At 71.8% G+C, this 15,993-nt stretch carries 16 protein-coding genes and 1 riboswitch; of the genes, 6 read left to right on the top strand and 10 right to left on the bottom strand.

Annotated features, from left to right (window positions below; all coding sequences use genetic code 11):
• The first annotated feature begins 6 nt into the window (after positions 1-6).
• Together MTP10_RS39630 and MTP10_RS39625 are read left to right on the top strand one after the other, a co-directional pair.
• Entirely contained in the window at positions 7-1,536 is a 1,530-nt protein-coding gene (locus tag MTP10_RS39630) for a UDP-N-acetylglucosamine 1-carboxyvinyltransferase (RefSeq protein ID WP_310716804.1), read from the top strand.
• 104 nt (positions 1,537-1,640) lie between these two features.
• Entirely contained in the window at positions 1,641-2,738 is a 1,098-nt protein-coding gene (locus MTP10_RS39625) for a tyrosine-type recombinase/integrase (protein ID WP_310716802.1), read from the top strand.
• Between the two features lie 61 nt (positions 2,739-2,799).
• Here the strand turns inward: MTP10_RS39625 and MTP10_RS39620 are convergent, their stop codons facing one another.
• Positions 2,800-3,432 carry a TetR/AcrR family transcriptional regulator gene (locus MTP10_RS39620; protein ID WP_310716800.1) on the bottom strand — a complete coding sequence of 211 codons (633 nt, stop codon included), beginning with the start codon at positions 3,430-3,432 and terminating at the stop codon, positions 2,800-2,802.
• A 73-nt stretch (positions 3,433-3,505) separates the two neighbouring features.
• Between MTP10_RS39620 and MTP10_RS39615 the strand changes: the two genes are divergently transcribed.
• The gene (locus MTP10_RS39615; RefSeq protein ID WP_310716798.1) at positions 3,506-4,003 is read left to right on the top strand and encodes an FBP domain-containing protein; all 498 of its coding nucleotides are present in this window, start codon (positions 3,506-3,508) and stop codon (positions 4,001-4,003) included.
• Between the two features lie 206 nt (positions 4,004-4,209).
• On the opposite strand, the gene MTP10_RS39610 is transcribed toward MTP10_RS39615, so the two are convergent.
• From MTP10_RS39610 to MTP10_RS39595, 4 genes are read right to left on the bottom strand one after another with little or no spacing between them, the layout of a single operon-like run.
• The gene (locus MTP10_RS39610) at positions 4,210-4,488 is read right to left on the bottom strand and encodes a helix-turn-helix transcriptional regulator (RefSeq protein ID WP_310716796.1); all 279 of its coding nucleotides are present in this window, start codon (positions 4,486-4,488) and stop codon (positions 4,210-4,212) included.
• Positions 4,489-4,539: 51 nt separating this feature from the next.
• Positions 4,540-5,052, bottom strand: a complete 513-nt coding sequence (locus tag MTP10_RS39605) for a GyrI-like domain-containing protein (RefSeq protein WP_310716794.1) — start codon at positions 5,050-5,052, stop codon at positions 4,540-4,542.
• Positions 5,049-5,855, bottom strand: coding sequence for a MerR family transcriptional regulator (locus tag MTP10_RS39600; RefSeq protein WP_310716792.1), 807 nt, complete (start codon positions 5,853-5,855; stop codon positions 5,049-5,051). Before MTP10_RS39600 ends, MTP10_RS39605 begins: the two co-directional genes overlap by 4 nt.
• A gap of 48 nt (positions 5,856-5,903) precedes the next feature.
• Positions 5,904-6,764 carry an alpha/beta fold hydrolase gene (locus tag MTP10_RS39595; protein WP_310716790.1) on the bottom strand — a complete coding sequence of 287 codons (861 nt, stop codon included), beginning with the start codon at positions 6,762-6,764 and terminating at the stop codon, positions 5,904-5,906.
• A 135-nt stretch (positions 6,765-6,899) separates the two neighbouring features.
• Here MTP10_RS39595 and MTP10_RS39590 point away from each other — a divergent pair, with 135 nt between their 5' ends.
• The 3 genes from MTP10_RS39590 to MTP10_RS39580 all read left to right on the top strand — a co-directional run bounded on the left by MTP10_RS39590 (position 6,900) and on the right by MTP10_RS39580 (position 10,083).
• The gene (locus MTP10_RS39590; protein WP_310716789.1) at positions 6,900-7,829 is read left to right on the top strand and encodes an aminoglycoside phosphotransferase family protein; all 930 of its coding nucleotides are present in this window, start codon (positions 6,900-6,902) and stop codon (positions 7,827-7,829) included.
• A gap of 161 nt (positions 7,830-7,990) precedes the next feature.
• Positions 7,991-9,076, top strand: coding sequence for a MerR family transcriptional regulator (locus MTP10_RS39585; protein ID WP_310716787.1), 1,086 nt, complete (start codon positions 7,991-7,993; stop codon positions 9,074-9,076).
• 542 nt (positions 9,077-9,618) lie between these two features.
• A complete protein-coding gene (locus MTP10_RS39580) occupies positions 9,619-10,083 on the top strand; it encodes a hypothetical protein (protein WP_310716785.1) in 465 nt (154 codons plus the stop codon).
• A 52-nt stretch (positions 10,084-10,135) separates the two neighbouring features.
• On the opposite strand, the gene MTP10_RS39575 is transcribed toward MTP10_RS39580, so the two are convergent.
• From MTP10_RS39575 to purB, 5 genes are all read right to left on the bottom strand, one after another.
• Positions 10,136-10,756, bottom strand: a complete 621-nt coding sequence (locus MTP10_RS39575) for a GNAT family protein (protein ID WP_310716782.1) — start codon at positions 10,754-10,756, stop codon at positions 10,136-10,138.
• Positions 10,757-10,763: 7 nt separating this feature from the next.
• A riboswitch (SAM riboswitch) is annotated at positions 10,764-10,855 on the bottom strand.
• A gap of 79 nt (positions 10,856-10,934) precedes the next feature.
• Positions 10,935-12,080 carry an MFS transporter gene (locus MTP10_RS39570; RefSeq protein WP_310716780.1) on the bottom strand — a complete coding sequence of 382 codons (1,146 nt, stop codon included), beginning with the start codon at positions 12,078-12,080 and terminating at the stop codon, positions 10,935-10,937.
• Positions 12,081-12,443: 363 nt separating this feature from the next.
• On the bottom strand, positions 12,444-13,481 hold the full coding sequence (locus MTP10_RS39565; protein WP_310716848.1) for a DUF4037 domain-containing protein: 1,038 nt from the start codon (positions 13,479-13,481) through the stop codon (positions 12,444-12,446).
• Positions 13,482-13,608: 127 nt separating this feature from the next.
• Positions 13,609-14,343, bottom strand: coding sequence for a GNAT family N-acetyltransferase (locus tag MTP10_RS39560; RefSeq protein ID WP_310716779.1), 735 nt, complete (start codon positions 14,341-14,343; stop codon positions 13,609-13,611).
• Between the two features lie 24 nt (positions 14,344-14,367).
• A complete protein-coding gene (gene purB, locus MTP10_RS39555) occupies positions 14,368-15,798 on the bottom strand; it encodes an adenylosuccinate lyase (RefSeq protein WP_310716777.1) in 1,431 nt (476 codons plus the stop codon).
• Positions 15,799-15,993 lie beyond the last annotated feature (195 nt).

The following is a 15,993-nucleotide window of genomic DNA, read 5'->3' as shown; positions in this document are numbered from 1 at the left end:
GCTGTTGTGACAGATGACTACCTTGTGCGGATCGGCCGGTTGATTCGGGACGCGCGCCAGCACCGCGGATGGACCCAGCTCCAACTGGCCGACGCCCTGGCCACCAGCCAGAGCGCGGTCAACCGCATCGAGCGCGGCAACCAGAACATCAGTCTTGAGATGATCGCCCGCATCGGAGAGGCCCTCGACAGCGAGATCGTCTCCCTGGGCTACGCCGGCCCCATGCACCTGCGGGTCGTCGGCGGCCGCCCCCTGTCGGGCAGCATCGACGTCAAGACCTCCAAGAACGCCTGCGTCGCCCTGCTGTGCGCCTCGCTGCTCAACTCCGGCCGGACGATCCTGCGCAAGGTGGCGCGCATCGAGGAGGTCTACCGCATCCTGGAGGTCCTCGCCTCCATCGGGGTACGCGCCCGCTGGATCAACGAGGGCAACGACCTGGAGATCGTGCCCCCGGCCCGGCTGGAGCTGGAGTCCATGGACACCGACGCCGCCCGCCGCACCAGGAGCGTCATCATGTTCCTGGGCCCGCTCATGCACCGCACCGACCAGTTCCAGATCCCGTACGCGGGCGGCTGCGACCTCGGCACCCGAACCGTGCAGCCGCACATGTCGGCGCTCAAGCACTTCGGCCTCGACATCACCGCGACCGGCGGCTTCTACCACGCCCGCGTCGACCGCGGCGCGGCCCCCGCCCGGCCCATCGTGCTGACCGAGCGCGGCGACACCGTCACCGAGAACGCCCTGCTGGCCGCCGCCCGCCACGACGGGATCACGGTGATCCGCAACGCCTCCTCCAACTACATGGTCCAGGACCTGTGCTTCTTCCTGGAGCAGCTCGGCGTGCAGGTGGAGGGCATCGGCACCACCACGCTGACCGTCCACGGCCTGGCCACCATCGAGCGCGACGTCGACTACTCCCCCTCCGAGGACCCGGTGGAGGCCATGAGCCTGCTCGCGGCCGCCGTCGTCACCTCCTCGGAGCTGACGATCTGCCGGGTGCCGGTGGAGTTCCTGGAGATCGAGCTGGCCGTGCTGGAGGAGATGGGCCTCGACCACGACCGCGGCGCGGAGTACCCGGCCGCCAACGGCCGCACCCGCCTGGTCGACCTCACCGTGCGGCCCTCCAAGCTCGTCTCCCCCATCGACAAGATCCACCCGATGCCGTTCCCCGGCCTCAACATCGACAACGTGCCGTTCTTCGCCGCGATCGCCGCCGCCGCGCAGGGCTCCACCCTCATCCACGACTGGGTCTACGACAACCGCGCCATCTACCTGACCGAGCTGACCCGCCTGGGCGCCTCGGTCAAGCTGCTCGACCCGCACCGGGTACTGGTGGAGGGCCCCACCCGCTGGCGCAGCGCCGAGATGATGTGCCCGCCGGCGCTGCGCCCGGCCGTGGTGGTGCTGCTGGCCATGATGGCCGCCGAGGGCACCTCGGTGCTGCGCAACGTGTACGTGATCAACCGCGGGTACGAGGATCTGGCCGAGCGGCTCAACGCGCTCGGGGCGCGCATCGAGACCTTCCGCGACATCTGAGTTTTCTGTCGGTGGCGGCCGCTACCGTCTCCTGTGGATCTTGCGTCAGGCCGTACGACCAGCGGGGTCGTACGGCCTGACATCACGAGGCGAGGAGGGGGACGGTGCGGCCTGCGGAGCTCGAACGGGTGACGGTGGCGGAGGCGGCGGACCGCTACGTGGAGCTGGTGCGGGCCCGGACGCTGACGGGGGCCCTGTCCCCCGCCACCGCGGAGGTGTACGCCCGCGACGTGGCCACGCTGGTCGACCTGGCCGGCGGCGACCGGGTGCTGGACGACCTGACAGGGCAGGACATCGACGCGGTGCTGCTGGCCTTCGCCCGCAAGCCCGACGGCAGACGCACGGGTACAGGCACGGGCTCGGGCTCGGGCTCGGGCTCGGGCTCGAGTGACGGTGCGGGGGTGGGCGGGGGCGGCTCGCGGGGGCAGTCGCCGTCGTCGCAGGCCCGCTTCCGCCGCTCGGTGTCGGCGCTGTTCAAGCACGCCCTGCTGGCCGGATGGGTGCAGCTCGACCCGATGACCGTCTCCACGATCACCGCACGCCAGCGCGACGGGCTGCGGCCGGAGCGGCGGGCGCTGACCCGCGAGCAGGCCCAGGGCCTGATCGGCGCGGCCCGCTCACTGGAGGAGGCGCCCCGCGAGGGACGCCGCGACCAGCGCATGGAGCCGCGCGACGCGCTGATCGTGCTGCTGCTGTCCACGATGGGGCCACGCGTCTCGGAGCTGGTGCGCGCCAACGTGGAGGACTTCTACACCAACGACGGCGTCCGCTACTGGCGCATCTTCGGCAAGGGCGGCCGCACCCGCGACGTGCCGCTGCCGCAGGCCGTCGCCGAAGCGCTCGACGCCTACCTGGAGCGGGGCCGGCCGCTGGTGTCGGGCAAGGCCACCGGCTCCGACGCCAAGGCGCTGCTGCTGTCATGGCGCGGGCGGCGCCTGGCCCGCGGCGCGGTCCAGGGGGTGATCGACCGGGTGCAGGCGCTGGTCGACCCCGCGCAGCGCCGCTCGGTCACACCCCACGGGTTACGGCACACCACGGCCACCCATCTGCTGGCCGACGCCGTCGACATGGACGCGGTGCGCAGGGTGCTGGGCCACAGCGACCTGTCCACGCTCGGCCGCTACCGCGACGAGCTGCCGGGTGAGCTGGAGGTGGCGATGCGCGTCCACCCGCTGCTGCGCGACCACAAGCGCGGCGGCTGAGCGCCCCACCCCGCCTGCCGCGCTCGTTCACCGTGCCCGGCAGGCGGGGTGGGGCCGCTCGTCAGGCCGGCGGCCAGTGCCTGAGGACCGTGTCGAGGGCGTCCAGGGTCCGTGCCCACGACAGCTCCACCTCGCGCGGGTGATGGCGGAACTGTCCCGCCGTCTCCAGGCTCACGTAGCCGTGCAGGGTGCTGTTCACCATCCGAACCGCGTCGGTCTGGTCGGGCTCGGACAGCCCGTAGCCGCGCAGGATCGCCCGCGTCAGCTCCGCGTGCCGGCGGGCGGCGCTGACGGCGGCACCGACCGCGGGGCTGACGGCCGCACCGACCGCGGAGCCGGGGGAAGCGGTGGCGGCGGTCACCGTCTCCGGGTCGAGCTGAAGCTGCGCCGCGGCGTACCGGCCCGGGAACTGCCGGGCGTAGTCGCGGTAGGCGTCGGCGAAGGCCACCAGCGCGTCCTTGCCCGCGCGGCCCGCCAGCGCTTCGCCGACCCGGTCGGCGAGCTCCGTCAGGGCCAGTCCCCCCACCCTGATCCGCAGGTCCTGCGCGTCCTGGACGTGCGCGTACAGGGCTGCCGGTTTGACGCCGAAGCCGCGCGCCAGCGCCGAGACGGTCACGTTGTGGAAGCCGATCTCGTCCGCCAGGTCCGCCGCCGCCCGGGTCAGGCGCTCCGCGGTCACCCCCGCACGTGCCACGTGCCCTCCTCGCCTTACTTACAGGGTTTAAGTATTTGCATACTACCCTTAAGGGCGGCTAGCCTCCCCGCCCATGGAACCCCTCACCGAACGCGATATCCGCACGTCATTCGTCAACTGCTCCAAGGGCGAGACCAAACGCCTCAACCTCCCCAAGGACTTCACCGACAGCCCCTGGAACGACCTCGACTTCCTCGGATGGCGAGACCCGGGCGCCCCCGAACGCGCCTACCTCGTCGCCGGCCACGACGGCGGCCTCGTCGGGATCGCGCTGCGGGTCACCTCCGCCGCCTCACGCGGCTTCACCTCACGCAGCATGTGCTCACTGTGCCTGACCACGCACACCAGCGGCGGCGTGGCGCTGATGACCGCCCGCCGCACCGGCGAGGCCGGCCGCCAGGGCAACTCGGTCGGGCAGTACCTGTGCACCGACCTCGCCTGCTCCCTGTACGCGCGCGGCAAGAAGCAGGCCGCGGGAGACGGCGCCATCGAGGAGTCCCTCACCCCGGAGGAGAAGATCGCCCGCACCCGCACGAACCTGACCGCCTTTGTGGACAAGGTGATCGGGTGACCGTCCCTCCCGCCGCCCGTACCCTCGGGCGAGACGACGCGGCCTGGACGCGACCCACCGGGGACGAACGGACCGGGCCGCGTCAGACCGAGGCCGCGTCAGACCGAGGCCGCGTCAGACCGAGGCCGCGTCAGACCGGCCGAAGGTCCACGGCGGGTCGGACCGGGCCGGCGCGAGCTCGCACCCGGGACGCCGCTCCCCCGCTCTCACCCCGGCACGGCCGGGGTGACACGACCCGCGAACCGGTCCGACAGGTGGTCCGACAGGTGGTCCAGGGAGACGCCGAGCACGTCGGCCAGGGCGGCGATGGTGAAGAACGCCGGCGTGGCGATGCGCCCGGTCTCGATCTTACGAAGCGTCTCGGCCGACATGCCCGCCGCGGCGGCGACCTCGACGATGCTGCGCTCACCCCGGGCCTGACGCAGGGTCAGGCCGAGCTCCTCGCCGCGGAGCCGCTCTTCGGGTGTCAGCGGTGGCCGTACCATGCATCCAGTCTATAACTCGGTATAGAAATACCGTTATAGTTATCGCCCGGCTCAGCCCCGACGCACCGGCTGACGCAACACCGTCCGCGGCGCCGGATCATCGAACGCCGTCAGATACACCTCGTGATGCGGCCCGTTCGGCACCAGCCCCCGCTCCGCCATGAACTCCTCCATGACCTGCAACGTCACGTACTCCTCACTGAACGGCCCCACGTGCAGGGCCTCCACACACTCCCCCTCCGTGTACGTCACCACCCGCACCCGATCCACCGCCGACCTCGGCACCCGCACCGCCTCACGAGCCGCCTCCACGACCCCCGGCTCCGGAACCCCCGCCAGCGGCAGCATCAGATGCCAGCGCCACAGCTCCCGCGCCACCTCCAGCCCCGGCCGTTCCTCCTCCACCCACCACAAGCCCTCCAACGGACCCGCCGGCCCGCCCATCCCACCGGCCACGGCATACAGCGCACCGATCGCCGCCAGATGCTCCGCCCCGCCCGGCTCCCCCATCCCCGTGACGCTCAGGCACGTCGCAGGACCATACGTCTTCAGGTCAACCTTCACGGCTCCTCCTCCAGAGGAATCATCAGATGAGTAACAAGCTGATCAGGCGACGTGACAGCCGGATCCGACACGTACACCTCACGAATCGGCCCCCGCACCGCCAGACGCCGCTCCGCGCACCACGCCAGCACCGCATGAGCGGTCAGGCCGATCTGGTCATACGGACCCACATGCGTCGCACACGCGAACGCACCCCCGGCCAGCACCTCCAACCGCGCACCACCAGGCAGAACCCCCGCCACCGCCCCGTCCACGACCAGCGCCACCGCCACGTCGAACGGCTCGTCCAACTCCAGCGGGAACAACCCCACCAACCGCACAGGCTCCGACGCCCCCGCGACGACCCGCGCCAACGGCGACAACCGCTCCACCGCCGCCGACGTCGCCCGCGCCACACCACCCACATCCGGCGCCCGCTCCCGCACCACCACGGCCCGGCACGCCGGCTCCACCACCACCCGCACCGAAGCCGACGGCAACCCCCGCTCCAGCACCACCTCCAGCGACGCCAACGTACGGCGACGCCGCGCCAGCTCCGCCTCCAACTCCTCCCGCACCGACTCCAGCGCCTCCGGCGACCCCGACAACACCTCCGCCACCACCGCCAGCGGCACGTCCATCGACCGCAACAACCCGATCGACAACGCCTCCCGCGCCTGCGACGCCCGGTAATACCGATAACCCGTCACCGGATCCACCCACGCCGGCACCAGCAACCCCAGCTCGCCGTAATGCCGCAACTGCTTGACACTCAAGCGGCCCAACCGGGCGAACACCCCGATCGGCAGCAGATCCTCGTCCACGCCCCACAGCATGGCCTCTCCCCCCATGGGAGAGTCCACCCCGGCCCCCTACCGGGCCGCCAGCACCTCCACCAGGAACCCTTCCAGCAGCCGCGTCACCTCCACCGGCCGCTCCAGCGGAGCCAGATGTCCCGTCTCCGGCAGATCCACCCGCCGCGCCCCCGCGATCCCCTCGGCCAGCAGACCCGCCACCTCCTGGATCCCCGCCACATCCGACAGCCCGTTCACCACCAGCGCCGGCACCGCGATCCCCCCCACCCGCCCCGCCGCCGCCGGCACGAGCCCCCGCTCCACCACCGGCGGCCCGCCCCACGACCGCGCGAACACCAGACGGCACATCTCCACCGCCCCCTCCCACACCCCGTCCTCCAGATCCGCCCGCCCCCGCTCCGGACCCGCCACCTGCCACAACGTGTGCGCCCGCGCCATCGCCAGCACGTCACCCGCGTCCACATCCGCCACCCCGCCACGCCGGTAACGCGCCAGCCGGTCGGCGGGCACCGCGCTGTGCACCCGCTCACGCGCCTGCTCCACCATCGACGCCGGCCACCCATGCCCCGCCAGGCCCGAGCCGCACAACACCAGCCCCGCCACCCGCTCCGGCGCCGCCAGCGCGGCCTCGACGGCGTACGCGCCGCCCATCGAACACCCCACGAGTACGGCGCTGCGCACCTTCAGCGCGTCGAGCACCGCCAGCAGGTCCTCGTGGTGGCACACCTCGCCGTCGGCGTCAGCGGACTCGCCGTGGCCCCGCCAGTCGTAGCGGATCACCCGGTACCGGTCGGACAGCGCCCGGAACTGGTGCTCCCACATGCGCCGATCCGCCACCCCGGCGTGCATGAACACCACAGCGTCGTCCTGGGAGGGCCCCGCCTCGTCGTAGGCGATCCCGTAACCGTCGATCATCATGCTGTGGACCGTACGCCGGGACAGTGCATCCCGAGGCGCCCGTTCGCCGTCGGCGCAGGGTTGAATGGAAGGTGTTGATCATTCTGAAACCGACCCACGCCCTTTACAATGTAGATTCATAGCCTGAGGAGAGAGATGACCACGTCGATCCTCATCGACGTCCCCGAGGTCTTCGCCGCCTCCTACGGGGGCCAGGACCCCGAGGCACGCGCCTGGGTCACCCGGCTGCCCCACCTCGGCGGCGAGCTGCTACGGCGCTGGGAGCTGCGGCCGGACGGCCCGGCCGCGTACGGCATGGCCTCGCTCGTCCTGCCCGTGCTGCAGGCCGGCGGCGCGCCCGCCGTCCTCAAACTCCAACAGGTACGCGAGGAGACCGCCGGTGTGGCCGCCGGCCTGCGGGCATGGAACGGCGACGGCGTCGTGCGCCTGCTCGACCACGACCCGGACAGCGGCGCCCAGCTGCTGGAACGGCTGGACGCGACGCGCCCGTTGTCCGCGCTCCCCGACGATGACGCCGCCATGCGCATCCTGGCCGGCCTGATGGGCCGCCTGACCGCGGTGCCCGCGCCCGCCGGGCTGCGGCGGCTGTCCGACATCGCCGCCGCCATGCTCGGCCAGGCTCCAAGGGCCGTGCGGGCGCTGCGCGACCCCGCCGAGCGGCGCCTGGTGCTCACCTGTGCCGCGGCCGTCGCCGAGCTGGCCGGCGAGTGCGGCGACCGCCTGCTGCACTGGGACATGCACGACGGCAACGTCCTGGCCGGGCAGCGCGAGCCGTGGCTGGCCATCGACCCCGAGCCCCTGGCCGGTGACCCCGGCTTCGACCTGCTGCCGGCGCTGGACTGCCGCTGGGACGCGGTGGCGGCGGGCGACGTCGGGCGCACCGCGCTGCGCCGCTTCGACCTGCTGACCGAGGCCCTCGGCCTGGACCGGCAACGGGCCGCCGGCTGGACGCTCGGCCGTGTCCTGCAGAACGCCCTGTGGGACATCGAGGACGGCAAGACCCACCTCGAACCGGTGCAGGTGACCATCGCCACCGCTCTGCTGAACTCGGAGTACACCCGGTAGGCCCCGGCCGCCCCATGACCCGCTCCGACGAAAAGACCGAATACGCCAAGCTCCTGAGGGCCGACCACGCTCCTCCCGAAATCGTTGGTTGACCTTCACCTTGGGGGAGGCCACAGCCTAGGTGGGGCCGGGCGATGTGCTCGGCATGAGGAGGAGCGAGCATGGGGTTGCTGACCATCGGGGCATTCGCGAAGGCGTCCCGGCTGTCGCCGAAGGCGCTGCGTCTCTACGACGAGCTCGGACTGCTGGCCCCCGCCCGCGTCGACCCGGTGACCGGATACCGCCTGTACGCACTGGAGCAGCTGGATCAGGCCCGGCTGGTCGCTTGGCTTCGCCGCCTGGGGATGCCGCTGGCGCGCATCCAGCGCGTCTGCACGCTGGATGCGGGCCCGGCGGCCCAGGAGATCCGCACGTTCTGGGTCCAGGTCGAGGCCGACACCGCCGCACGGCGGGACCTGGCCGCCTTCCTCATCGACCACCTGTCATGGAAGGACCCTGCCATGTCTTCGACCGCCAAGCCTCTGGGAATCCGTTACGCCGCACTGTCCGACACGGGCCTGGTCCGCGAGAGCAACCAGGACACCGCCTACGCCGGGACCCGCCTGCTCGCCGTCGCCGACGGCTACGGCAATCAAGGAGCCCCAGCCAGCGCGGCCGCCGTCGACGCGCTCAAGCACCTCGAAACCGAGAGCATCTCGGAGGGCAACCTCCTCGACGTCCTCGAAGACGCCGTCGAACTGGCCAAGCAGGCCGTCAACGGCATCGCCGGGGTCGACCCCGCTTCCGAGGAGGCCGGCACGACACTCACCGCAATGCTCTGGACCGGCTCGCAACTGGCCCTCATCCACATCGGCGACTCCCGCGTCTACCTCCTGCGCGAGGGAAGGCTGTTCCAGATCACCGACGACCACACCATGGTGCAGTCGATGGTCGAGGAAGGACGCATCAGCCCGGAAGAAGCCGCCTCCCACCCCCAGCGGTCGCTGCTGATTCGAGCCCTGGGCCACGGAGCCGATGACACTCCTGACATGCGCCTGCACGAAGCTCAGCAGGGAGACCGATACCTGCTCTGCTCCGACGGCCTGTCGACCGTCGTGCCGACCGAGAAGACCCGCCGGGTGCTCTCCGAGATCAGCGAGCCGCAGCAGGCGGTCCGCGAACTCATCGCCCTCGCCAACGGCTCCGGCGGTCCCGACAACGCCAGCTGCGTGGTCGCCGACGTCATGGAGCTCCAGCAGCAGGAGTGAGCGGCATGCACTCGACTCCGGTGATCCGTGCAGCCGACCCCAGTTGACGCGCGGTATGTCTCCTTCCGGACGGAAGGGCAGCTGCATCGGGAGCGGGCTGAAGGGGGCGAGCCGGTGCAGGGTGGTCTTGGCCACCGCGCGGGTCTCGTCCGCAGCTTGTGCTGGGTCTGACGCTGGGGTTTGCTCACGACGTGAACCAGCAGACCTTCTACGGCGCCATCCCGCTCCCCCAGGAGGAAGTCACCCGGCTCGTCACCGCAGGCGTGCGGGCCTTCCTCCGCAGCTATGCGGCCTCCGCCGCCTAGCGCCCCAACACAGTTCTGCGTGACATCGCAGGTTGCTGATTGTCAGCGTGCATTCACCGGCAGGCCGGTCAGATCCAGGCGACGGTCAGTCCGCAACTGGATCTCGCCGTACGGGGTCATATTCGACGGCTGTCTGGGGTTACCGATCGTTCTCGCTGGTCAGCGGCTTGAAGGTCTGTACGAGACGTAGAGCAAGTAGGCTGACCATGATCACCTGCGACCGTGAGGGAGCCGCTCATGACCGCCGACCCGACGATGACCCGGATCGGCCGGGGGGTGGAGTTGCATCACCATCAAGGCCGGCGCGAAGCCGCTCGCGAGTTGTTCGCGCAGATCTGGGACGACATCGGCGGCGAGCGAGGCGACCCGCTGCATGTCTGCGTCCTTGCCCACTCGATGGCCGATGTGCAGGATGACGTGCACCAGGAGCTGATGTGGGATCTGCGGGCGCTTGCCGCCGTCGGCCTGATCACGGATGAGCGGGTGGCCCAGGCCGGAGTGCCGCTTTCGGTGGCCGCCCTGTATCCGTCGTTGCACCTGAACCTCAGCGAGTGCTACCGCAAGCTGGGCGACCTCGACCGCGCCCGCGAGCACCTCCGGCAGGCGCGGGCCGGGATCGGCGCACTCGGCGACGACGAGTACGGGCGACTCATCAAGGGTGGACTGGAGCAGCTGGCCGAACAGTTGGGTGAGACCGTCTGACTCCGAGCCCGGCCAAGGATGACGTCGATCACGACGCCGCCGGGCCGGACACTCATCCGGGCGTGCCCACTGAGGCCAGCCGGGTCATGAGGGATTGCCGGACAGCCGGCCATTCGGACGCGACCACCGCGAACATCGCCGAGTCCCGCAACATCCCCTCCTCGCCGGGTGCCCAGGACATCGACCAGTTGCGCAGGACACCCTCAAAGCCGATACCGAGTCGCTCCAACGCCCGCCGGCACCGGTGGTTGCGGGCGTCGGTCTTCAGATCGACCCGCGCGACCCCCAGGGACTCGAACGCATGCCCCAGCAGCAGCAGCTTCGCCTCGGCGTTGATCCCGCTGCCCTGCGCCGACGCCGCGAGCCAGGTGAAGCCGATCTCGATCGCTCGCAGGGCCGGCCGATCCGGCCATGACCGCGGATCCCACAAGCCCCTGCACCCCACCGCCTTGCCGTCACGCACCCGGACCTGCGCGAACGGCGTCAACCCACGCCTGGCCAACTGCGTCGCCACATACCCCCGCATCTCGCTCCCGCGGGGAACCAGCGTGAACCCGTAGGACGCCCGGTCCTCTTCCGCGGCCGCCGCCAGGTCGGCCGCGTGCTCCATCGTCAACGGCTCCAGCCGCACCAACGAACCAGCGAGCACAGGAACATCGAGCTGAACACTCATCAGACCTTCCTCATCGTTCCTGGCGTTGGCACCTTGCCCGTACTGGGCAGGTTGTCGGACCGTCACAGGGCCAGGTCCCTCAGATCCTCTGGATGATCACCGAAGATCGATTGTCCCCAACGACTGACAACCACGTCAACAGTGAAGAACGCGGCGAAGCCGGCCCTGGCCACCTAGATCACGATGTGCCTTCGGTGGGGAGTTCGACGCGGCGGAAGATCCGCCACAGGGTCAGGTCGTAGAGGGTCTTGGCGGTCCCGGCGATGAGGAACGGCCAGCCCAGACCCAGGGGCAGCAGCAGCCCGGCGAGCGCGGGACCGGCGGGCCGGGTCAGGTAGCGGGCGGTGTTGGTGACGACGGCTGTGGTGATGCGCTCGGCGGGCGGGACCATGGCCATGACGTAGGCCTGGCGGGTGGGCACGTCCATCGAGGACAGGCAGGCGCGGGCCAGCAGCAGCCCCGCCGCCACCGGGAACTCTGAGGCGAAGGCGACGCCGATCAGCAGCAGGTTACTCGGCAGGTGGGTGAAGACCATCGTGTTCAGCAGTCCGATCCTGGCCGCGAGGACCGGCGCGAGGAGGAAGGAAGCGGTCTGCAGGACGGCACAGCCCGCGAACAGCAGCCCGATGCTCGCCGTGTCAGCTTGGTAGTGGACGCCCAGCCAGTAGGCCAGGTAGGCCTGCGCAACGAAACCCCCTGCCAGGCTGTCCACGGCGAACAGCGCCGCCAGCCGGACCACGACCGGGCGGGGCCGGACCGGCGCGGAGACCTGAGTCGAGGCCACCTCCAGCGAAGCGGGCAGCCGCAGGGCCAGCAACGCACCAGCCACGCCCACGGCCAGCAACACCCCGCCGAGCAGCAACCGCGAGGGCGGGAGCGCGCCCAGCAGCGCGCCGGCGGTCCCGGCGGTGGCGGCGACGGCGTTGTAGAGGCCGAAACCGCGCACGGCCACGCCGCTGCCATCCAGCATGACCTGCTCCACGGTGGTGAACGGCCCGGACTCGACCACCTCGACCGACAGCGCGCCGGACAGAGCGGCCAGGCACAGCAGCCACACCGGAGCTCCGACCGCGATCAGCGACCCGCACAGGGCCAGGGCCAGGCACAACACGGCGTAGGAGCGGCGACGGCCGAACCGGTCGCCCCAGCGGGCCAGGGCGATGCCGGCCAGCGCGCCCCCGGCCATCACGGCGGCCAGCACGAGACCGACCCCGGCGGCCTGCAGCCCCTCGGCCAGCAGCAGCGTGGCGAGCTGGACGGCGGCCAGTCCGTACGCCAGGCCGCGTAAGGCCTGCGCTGCGAAGATCAACCGCGCGGCACTCACCCGGGCTTCCTCCCGTCCCCCAGCCATCCATCACATCCATCAGGCATATCGATCCCCTTGCACTCAGTTTCCTCGAAGGCCCGCCCTCACCGCCTGCTGGCGGCAGGATCGCGTCCAGCCTGCCGGCGCCCGAAGCGCACGATCCGGTTCGGACGTTCCTCAGACCCCAACCTCAACCGCCGATCGAGCCCGGTCGGGTTCTCTGTCACACCGCCTCAGCGGGGTCCGAGCCGTGACCGCCTCGCCGCCGCAACAGCCGGGCCGTCAGGGCAAGCATCAGGACGATCGTTGCGATCCTCGACACATCCACCCGGCCTGGTGCAACACGGCACCCGCGGGGGGCCGGCAGCCCCCGCCCGCACCTCAGGCCACCAGGCCGAGCGCCGCCCCCGCGACCGCCCGAGCCCGTGCGGGCGACAGCAGCAGATCCACCGAGTCCGACACCTGGTCCACACACCCCACCAGCGGCAACCCCCGGATCACCGGATCCGACACCGCCTCCAGCAGCGCCTGCGTGAACCGGTCGCCCCCGATCACCCGGAACGGCCGGTCGTGAAAGCCGCGCACCCGCTCATCCAGCGTCGCGGCCAGCCCCAGCCGGTTCTGCGTCGAGGCCACCCTCCCGTACGCCGCCGCCAGCGCCGCCTCGCGCTCGCGCCACGTCCGCGCCGCCAGCGCCCGGCCCAAGGACTCCCCCAGTTCCGCCGAGCCCGGCAGGCGCGCCAGCGCGCTGCCCAGCCACTTGGCGTACGGCGGATAGCGGCGGCGCAGCAGCAGGGCCAGCCGCATCACCTCCCGCGCCAGCCGCGCCCCGACCACCGCCGACCCCAGCTCGTCGCCCACCTCGCCGCACCGGCCGGGGAACGGCTCCTCCTGCGCGATGCGCCGCCACTGACAGGCCAGCACGTACCGCCACACGTCGGCCGGATACCAGCGCAGCACCGACCGGGCCGCCTCCAGCCCGTCCGGCAGCCCGTCGTGGAACACCTCCCCCCGCGTCACCTCGGCCAGCGACTGCCACGGCACCGACAGCCAGTCCAGCAGCGACACCCCGGCGCGCGGGTCGAACCCGAGCCGCCCCGCCAGCCACTCCCCCAGCTCGGCCACCTCCACGCCGGGCCGCAGGACACCGTGGTAGCCGAACACCGTCGGCAAGCCTCGGAAGCGCTCCGGCAGGCCCGCCACCACCCGCGACCGCACCTCCTCCACCTCGCCGGCCGCCACGAACAGCAGCACCCGAGGTCCCCAGTCGTGGTCGGCCGAGCGGGCCGTGTCGAACGCCAGCACCTCCGACCCCGGCCCGATCAACGCGGCACTGTGCGGCGCCCGCCCGACGAGCGGCGCGACGACCTCACCGTAGAAGGCGCGGGAAAGGTCGATACCTGGTACGAAATCGCACATCACCCCAGAACTGTGCCTCACGGCCGGCCTTCGCCTCACCTCGTTTTTCGCCTGCGCGTTCGATGCGACGGGGTTCGATTTGGCTTCGGCGGGCTTGGACAGAGGGGAGCGCCTTTACAATGTAGATTCACAGGACGTGCGTGGCCAGCACGCGGGTGCGCCGGTACCCGAGCCGCCCGTACACCCCGATCGCCGCCTGGTTGTCGTCGTCCACCATGAGCGCGGCCCGCCCGTGCGCCGCCACGAGCCGGGCCGTCACCCACCGGCACACGCGCTCCGCCAGACCCCGTCCCCGGAACGGCGCCGCCGTGGCCACCCCGGCCAGCAACCCCACCGACGGGGCGCTCCACGCCTCCGCGGCCACCGCCGCCAGCAGGCCGCCCACCCGCGCGCCCGCCCAGCGGCGCACCCCCGGCGCGCCCGGCACCGCATACGAGGTGGGCGCGTGCTCGGCCAGCAGCTCGGCCACCTCCCCCTCAGCCCTCTCCCCCAGCCAGCCCACACCCGCCCCCGCGTCGGGCGGGACGTGGCCGGCGGGCAGGCTCATCCAGGAGAAGCCGCCCGCCACCTGCAGCCCGTCGACCTTCGACGCCACCTCGGCCATCAGTCCCGCCTCGCCGAACGGCCGGTACGAGGGCCCCATCTCCGCCAGCGCGTGCCGTACCAGCTCGACGGCGTCCGAGGCGTTCCCCCACACGCCGATGCGGTCGCGGCGCGACACCGCGGGCGCGGCGCTCACCACCGCCTCGCCCAGCGCCCACGCCCGCGCGCCGCCCGTCAGGTCCTGCGCCACCCACACCGGCAGGTCGTCGTCACCGCACGCGGCCCGCACCTCGGCCACGGATCTCAGCTCACGCCCCACGATCGGTACCGCGCGAGCCGGGGGTCACAGGATGGAGCCGGGCCGGTAGGCGGCCGCCTCCGGATGGGCGGACACCACCTCGGCCACCCGCCGCGCCACCGCCGTCACCTGGCCGGCCGCCGCGCCGGTGAACGACACCCGGTCGGCCAGCAGCGCCTCCAGGGCCGCCCGGTCCAGCGGGAACCGCTCGTCGGCCGCGAGGCGGTCCAGCAGCTCGTTGGCCGCGCCGCGCGAGCGCATGGCCAGCGCCGAGCCCACCGCGTGCTCCTTGATCAGCTCGTGCGCCGTCTCGCGGCCCACGCCGGCCCGCACCGCCGCCATCAGCATCTTCGTCGTGGCCAGGAACGGCAGATAGCGGTCCAGCTCCGTGGCGATCACCGCCGGGAACGCGCCGAACTCGTCCAGGACCGTCAGCATGGTCTCCACCAGCCCGTCGAAGGCGAAGAACGCGTCCGGCAGCGCCACCCGGCGCACCACCGAGCAGGACACGTCGCCCTCGTTCCACTGGTCGCCGGCCAGCTCCCCCACCATCGAGGCGTAGCCGCGCAGCACCACGGCCAGGCCGTTGACCCGCTCGCAGGAGCGGGTGTTCATCTTGTGCGGCATCGCCGAGGAGCCGACCTGCCCCTCCTTGAAGCCCTCGGTCACCAGCTCGTGCCCGGCCATCAGCCGGATCGTCTTGGCCAGCGACGACGGGGACGCGGCGAGCTGCACCAGCGCCGAGACGACCTCGAAGTCGAGGGAACGCGGGTAGACCTGGCCGACGCTGGTCAGCCTGTGCTCGAACCCCAGGTGGGCCGCCACCCGGCCCTCCAGCTCGGCGAGCTTGTCCTCGTCGCCGCCGAGCAGGTCCAGCATGTCCTGGGCGGTGCCGACCGGGCCCTTGATCCCGCGCAGCGGGTAGCGGGCGATCAGCTCCTCCAGCCGGCGGTGGGCGACCAGCAGCTCGTCGGCGGCCGAGGCGAACCGCTTGCCGAGCGTGGTGGCCTGCGCGGCCACGTTGTGGGAGCGGCCGGCGATCACGGTCTCGCGGTGCTCCTCGGCCAGCGCTGCCAGCCGTGCCAGCAGCGCCACCACCCGGTCGCGCACCAGCAGCAGGCTGTCGCGGATCTGCAGCTGTTCGACGTTCTCGGTGAGGTCGCGCGAGGTCATACCCTTGTGGACCTGCTCGTGGCCGGCCAGCGCGTTGAACTCCTCGATGCGGGCCTTCACGTCGTGCCGCGTCACCCGCTCACGCGCCGCGATCGACTCCAGGTCCACCTGGTCGAGGACCTTCTCGTAGTCGGCCGCCGCCTGCTCGGGCACGGCCACCCCCAGCTCGGCCTGGGCGCGCAGCACCGCCAGCCACAGCCGCCGCTCGGCGACGACCTTGTACTCGGGAGACCACAACCGGGCCAGCTCCGGCGAGGCATAACGGGCGGCCAGAACATCGGGGATACGCGGCTTCGACGTCACGTCGGACAAGTCTATGACGCGGGCACATGACGTTCTCGACGGGGACTTCCCCGGCGGCGGCGCTCCTCCGGCCGGCCCCACTGGGCGTACGCTGGCGATGACTTTCAGCCTGTGGTGGAAGAGGGGTTAGTGAGCACGCCGCCGCGAGAGCTCGCAGGCCGGCACCCGGCCCGCACGGGGAGGCCCACGGCCGGC

This window comes from Nonomuraea sp. 3-1Str (assembly GCF_031570565.1).
GTDB lineage: Bacteria > Actinomycetota > Actinomycetes > Streptosporangiales > Streptosporangiaceae > Nonomuraea.
This window is presented reverse-complemented; position numbering and strand designations above follow the sequence as displayed.

Excerpts from the sequence above, each read along its gene's own strand:
- MTP10_RS39590 (WP_310716789.1), top strand. The coding sequence starts at position 6,900 with ATGACCACGTCGATCCTCATCGACGTCCCCGAGGTCTTCGCCGCCTCC.
- MTP10_RS39610 (WP_310716796.1), bottom strand. The coding sequence starts at position 4,488 with ATGGTACGGCCACCGCTGACACCCGAAGAGCGGCTCCGCGGCGAGGAG.
- MTP10_RS39595 (WP_310716790.1), bottom strand. The coding sequence starts at position 6,764 with ATGATGATCGACGGTTACGGGATCGCCTACGACGAGGCGGGGCCCTCC.
- MTP10_RS39580 (WP_310716785.1), top strand. The coding sequence starts at position 9,619 with ATGACCGCCGACCCGACGATGACCCGGATCGGCCGGGGGGTGGAGTTG.
- MTP10_RS39585 (WP_310716787.1), top strand. The coding sequence starts at position 7,991 with ATGGGGTTGCTGACCATCGGGGCATTCGCGAAGGCGTCCCGGCTGTCG.
- MTP10_RS39565 (WP_310716848.1), bottom strand. The coding sequence starts at position 13,481 with ATGTGCGATTTCGTACCAGGTATCGACCTTTCCCGCGCCTTCTACGGT.
- MTP10_RS39615 (WP_310716798.1), top strand. The coding sequence starts at position 3,506 with ATGGAACCCCTCACCGAACGCGATATCCGCACGTCATTCGTCAACTGC.
- MTP10_RS39575 (WP_310716782.1), bottom strand. The coding sequence starts at position 10,756 with ATGAGTGTTCAGCTCGATGTTCCTGTGCTCGCTGGTTCGTTGGTGCGG.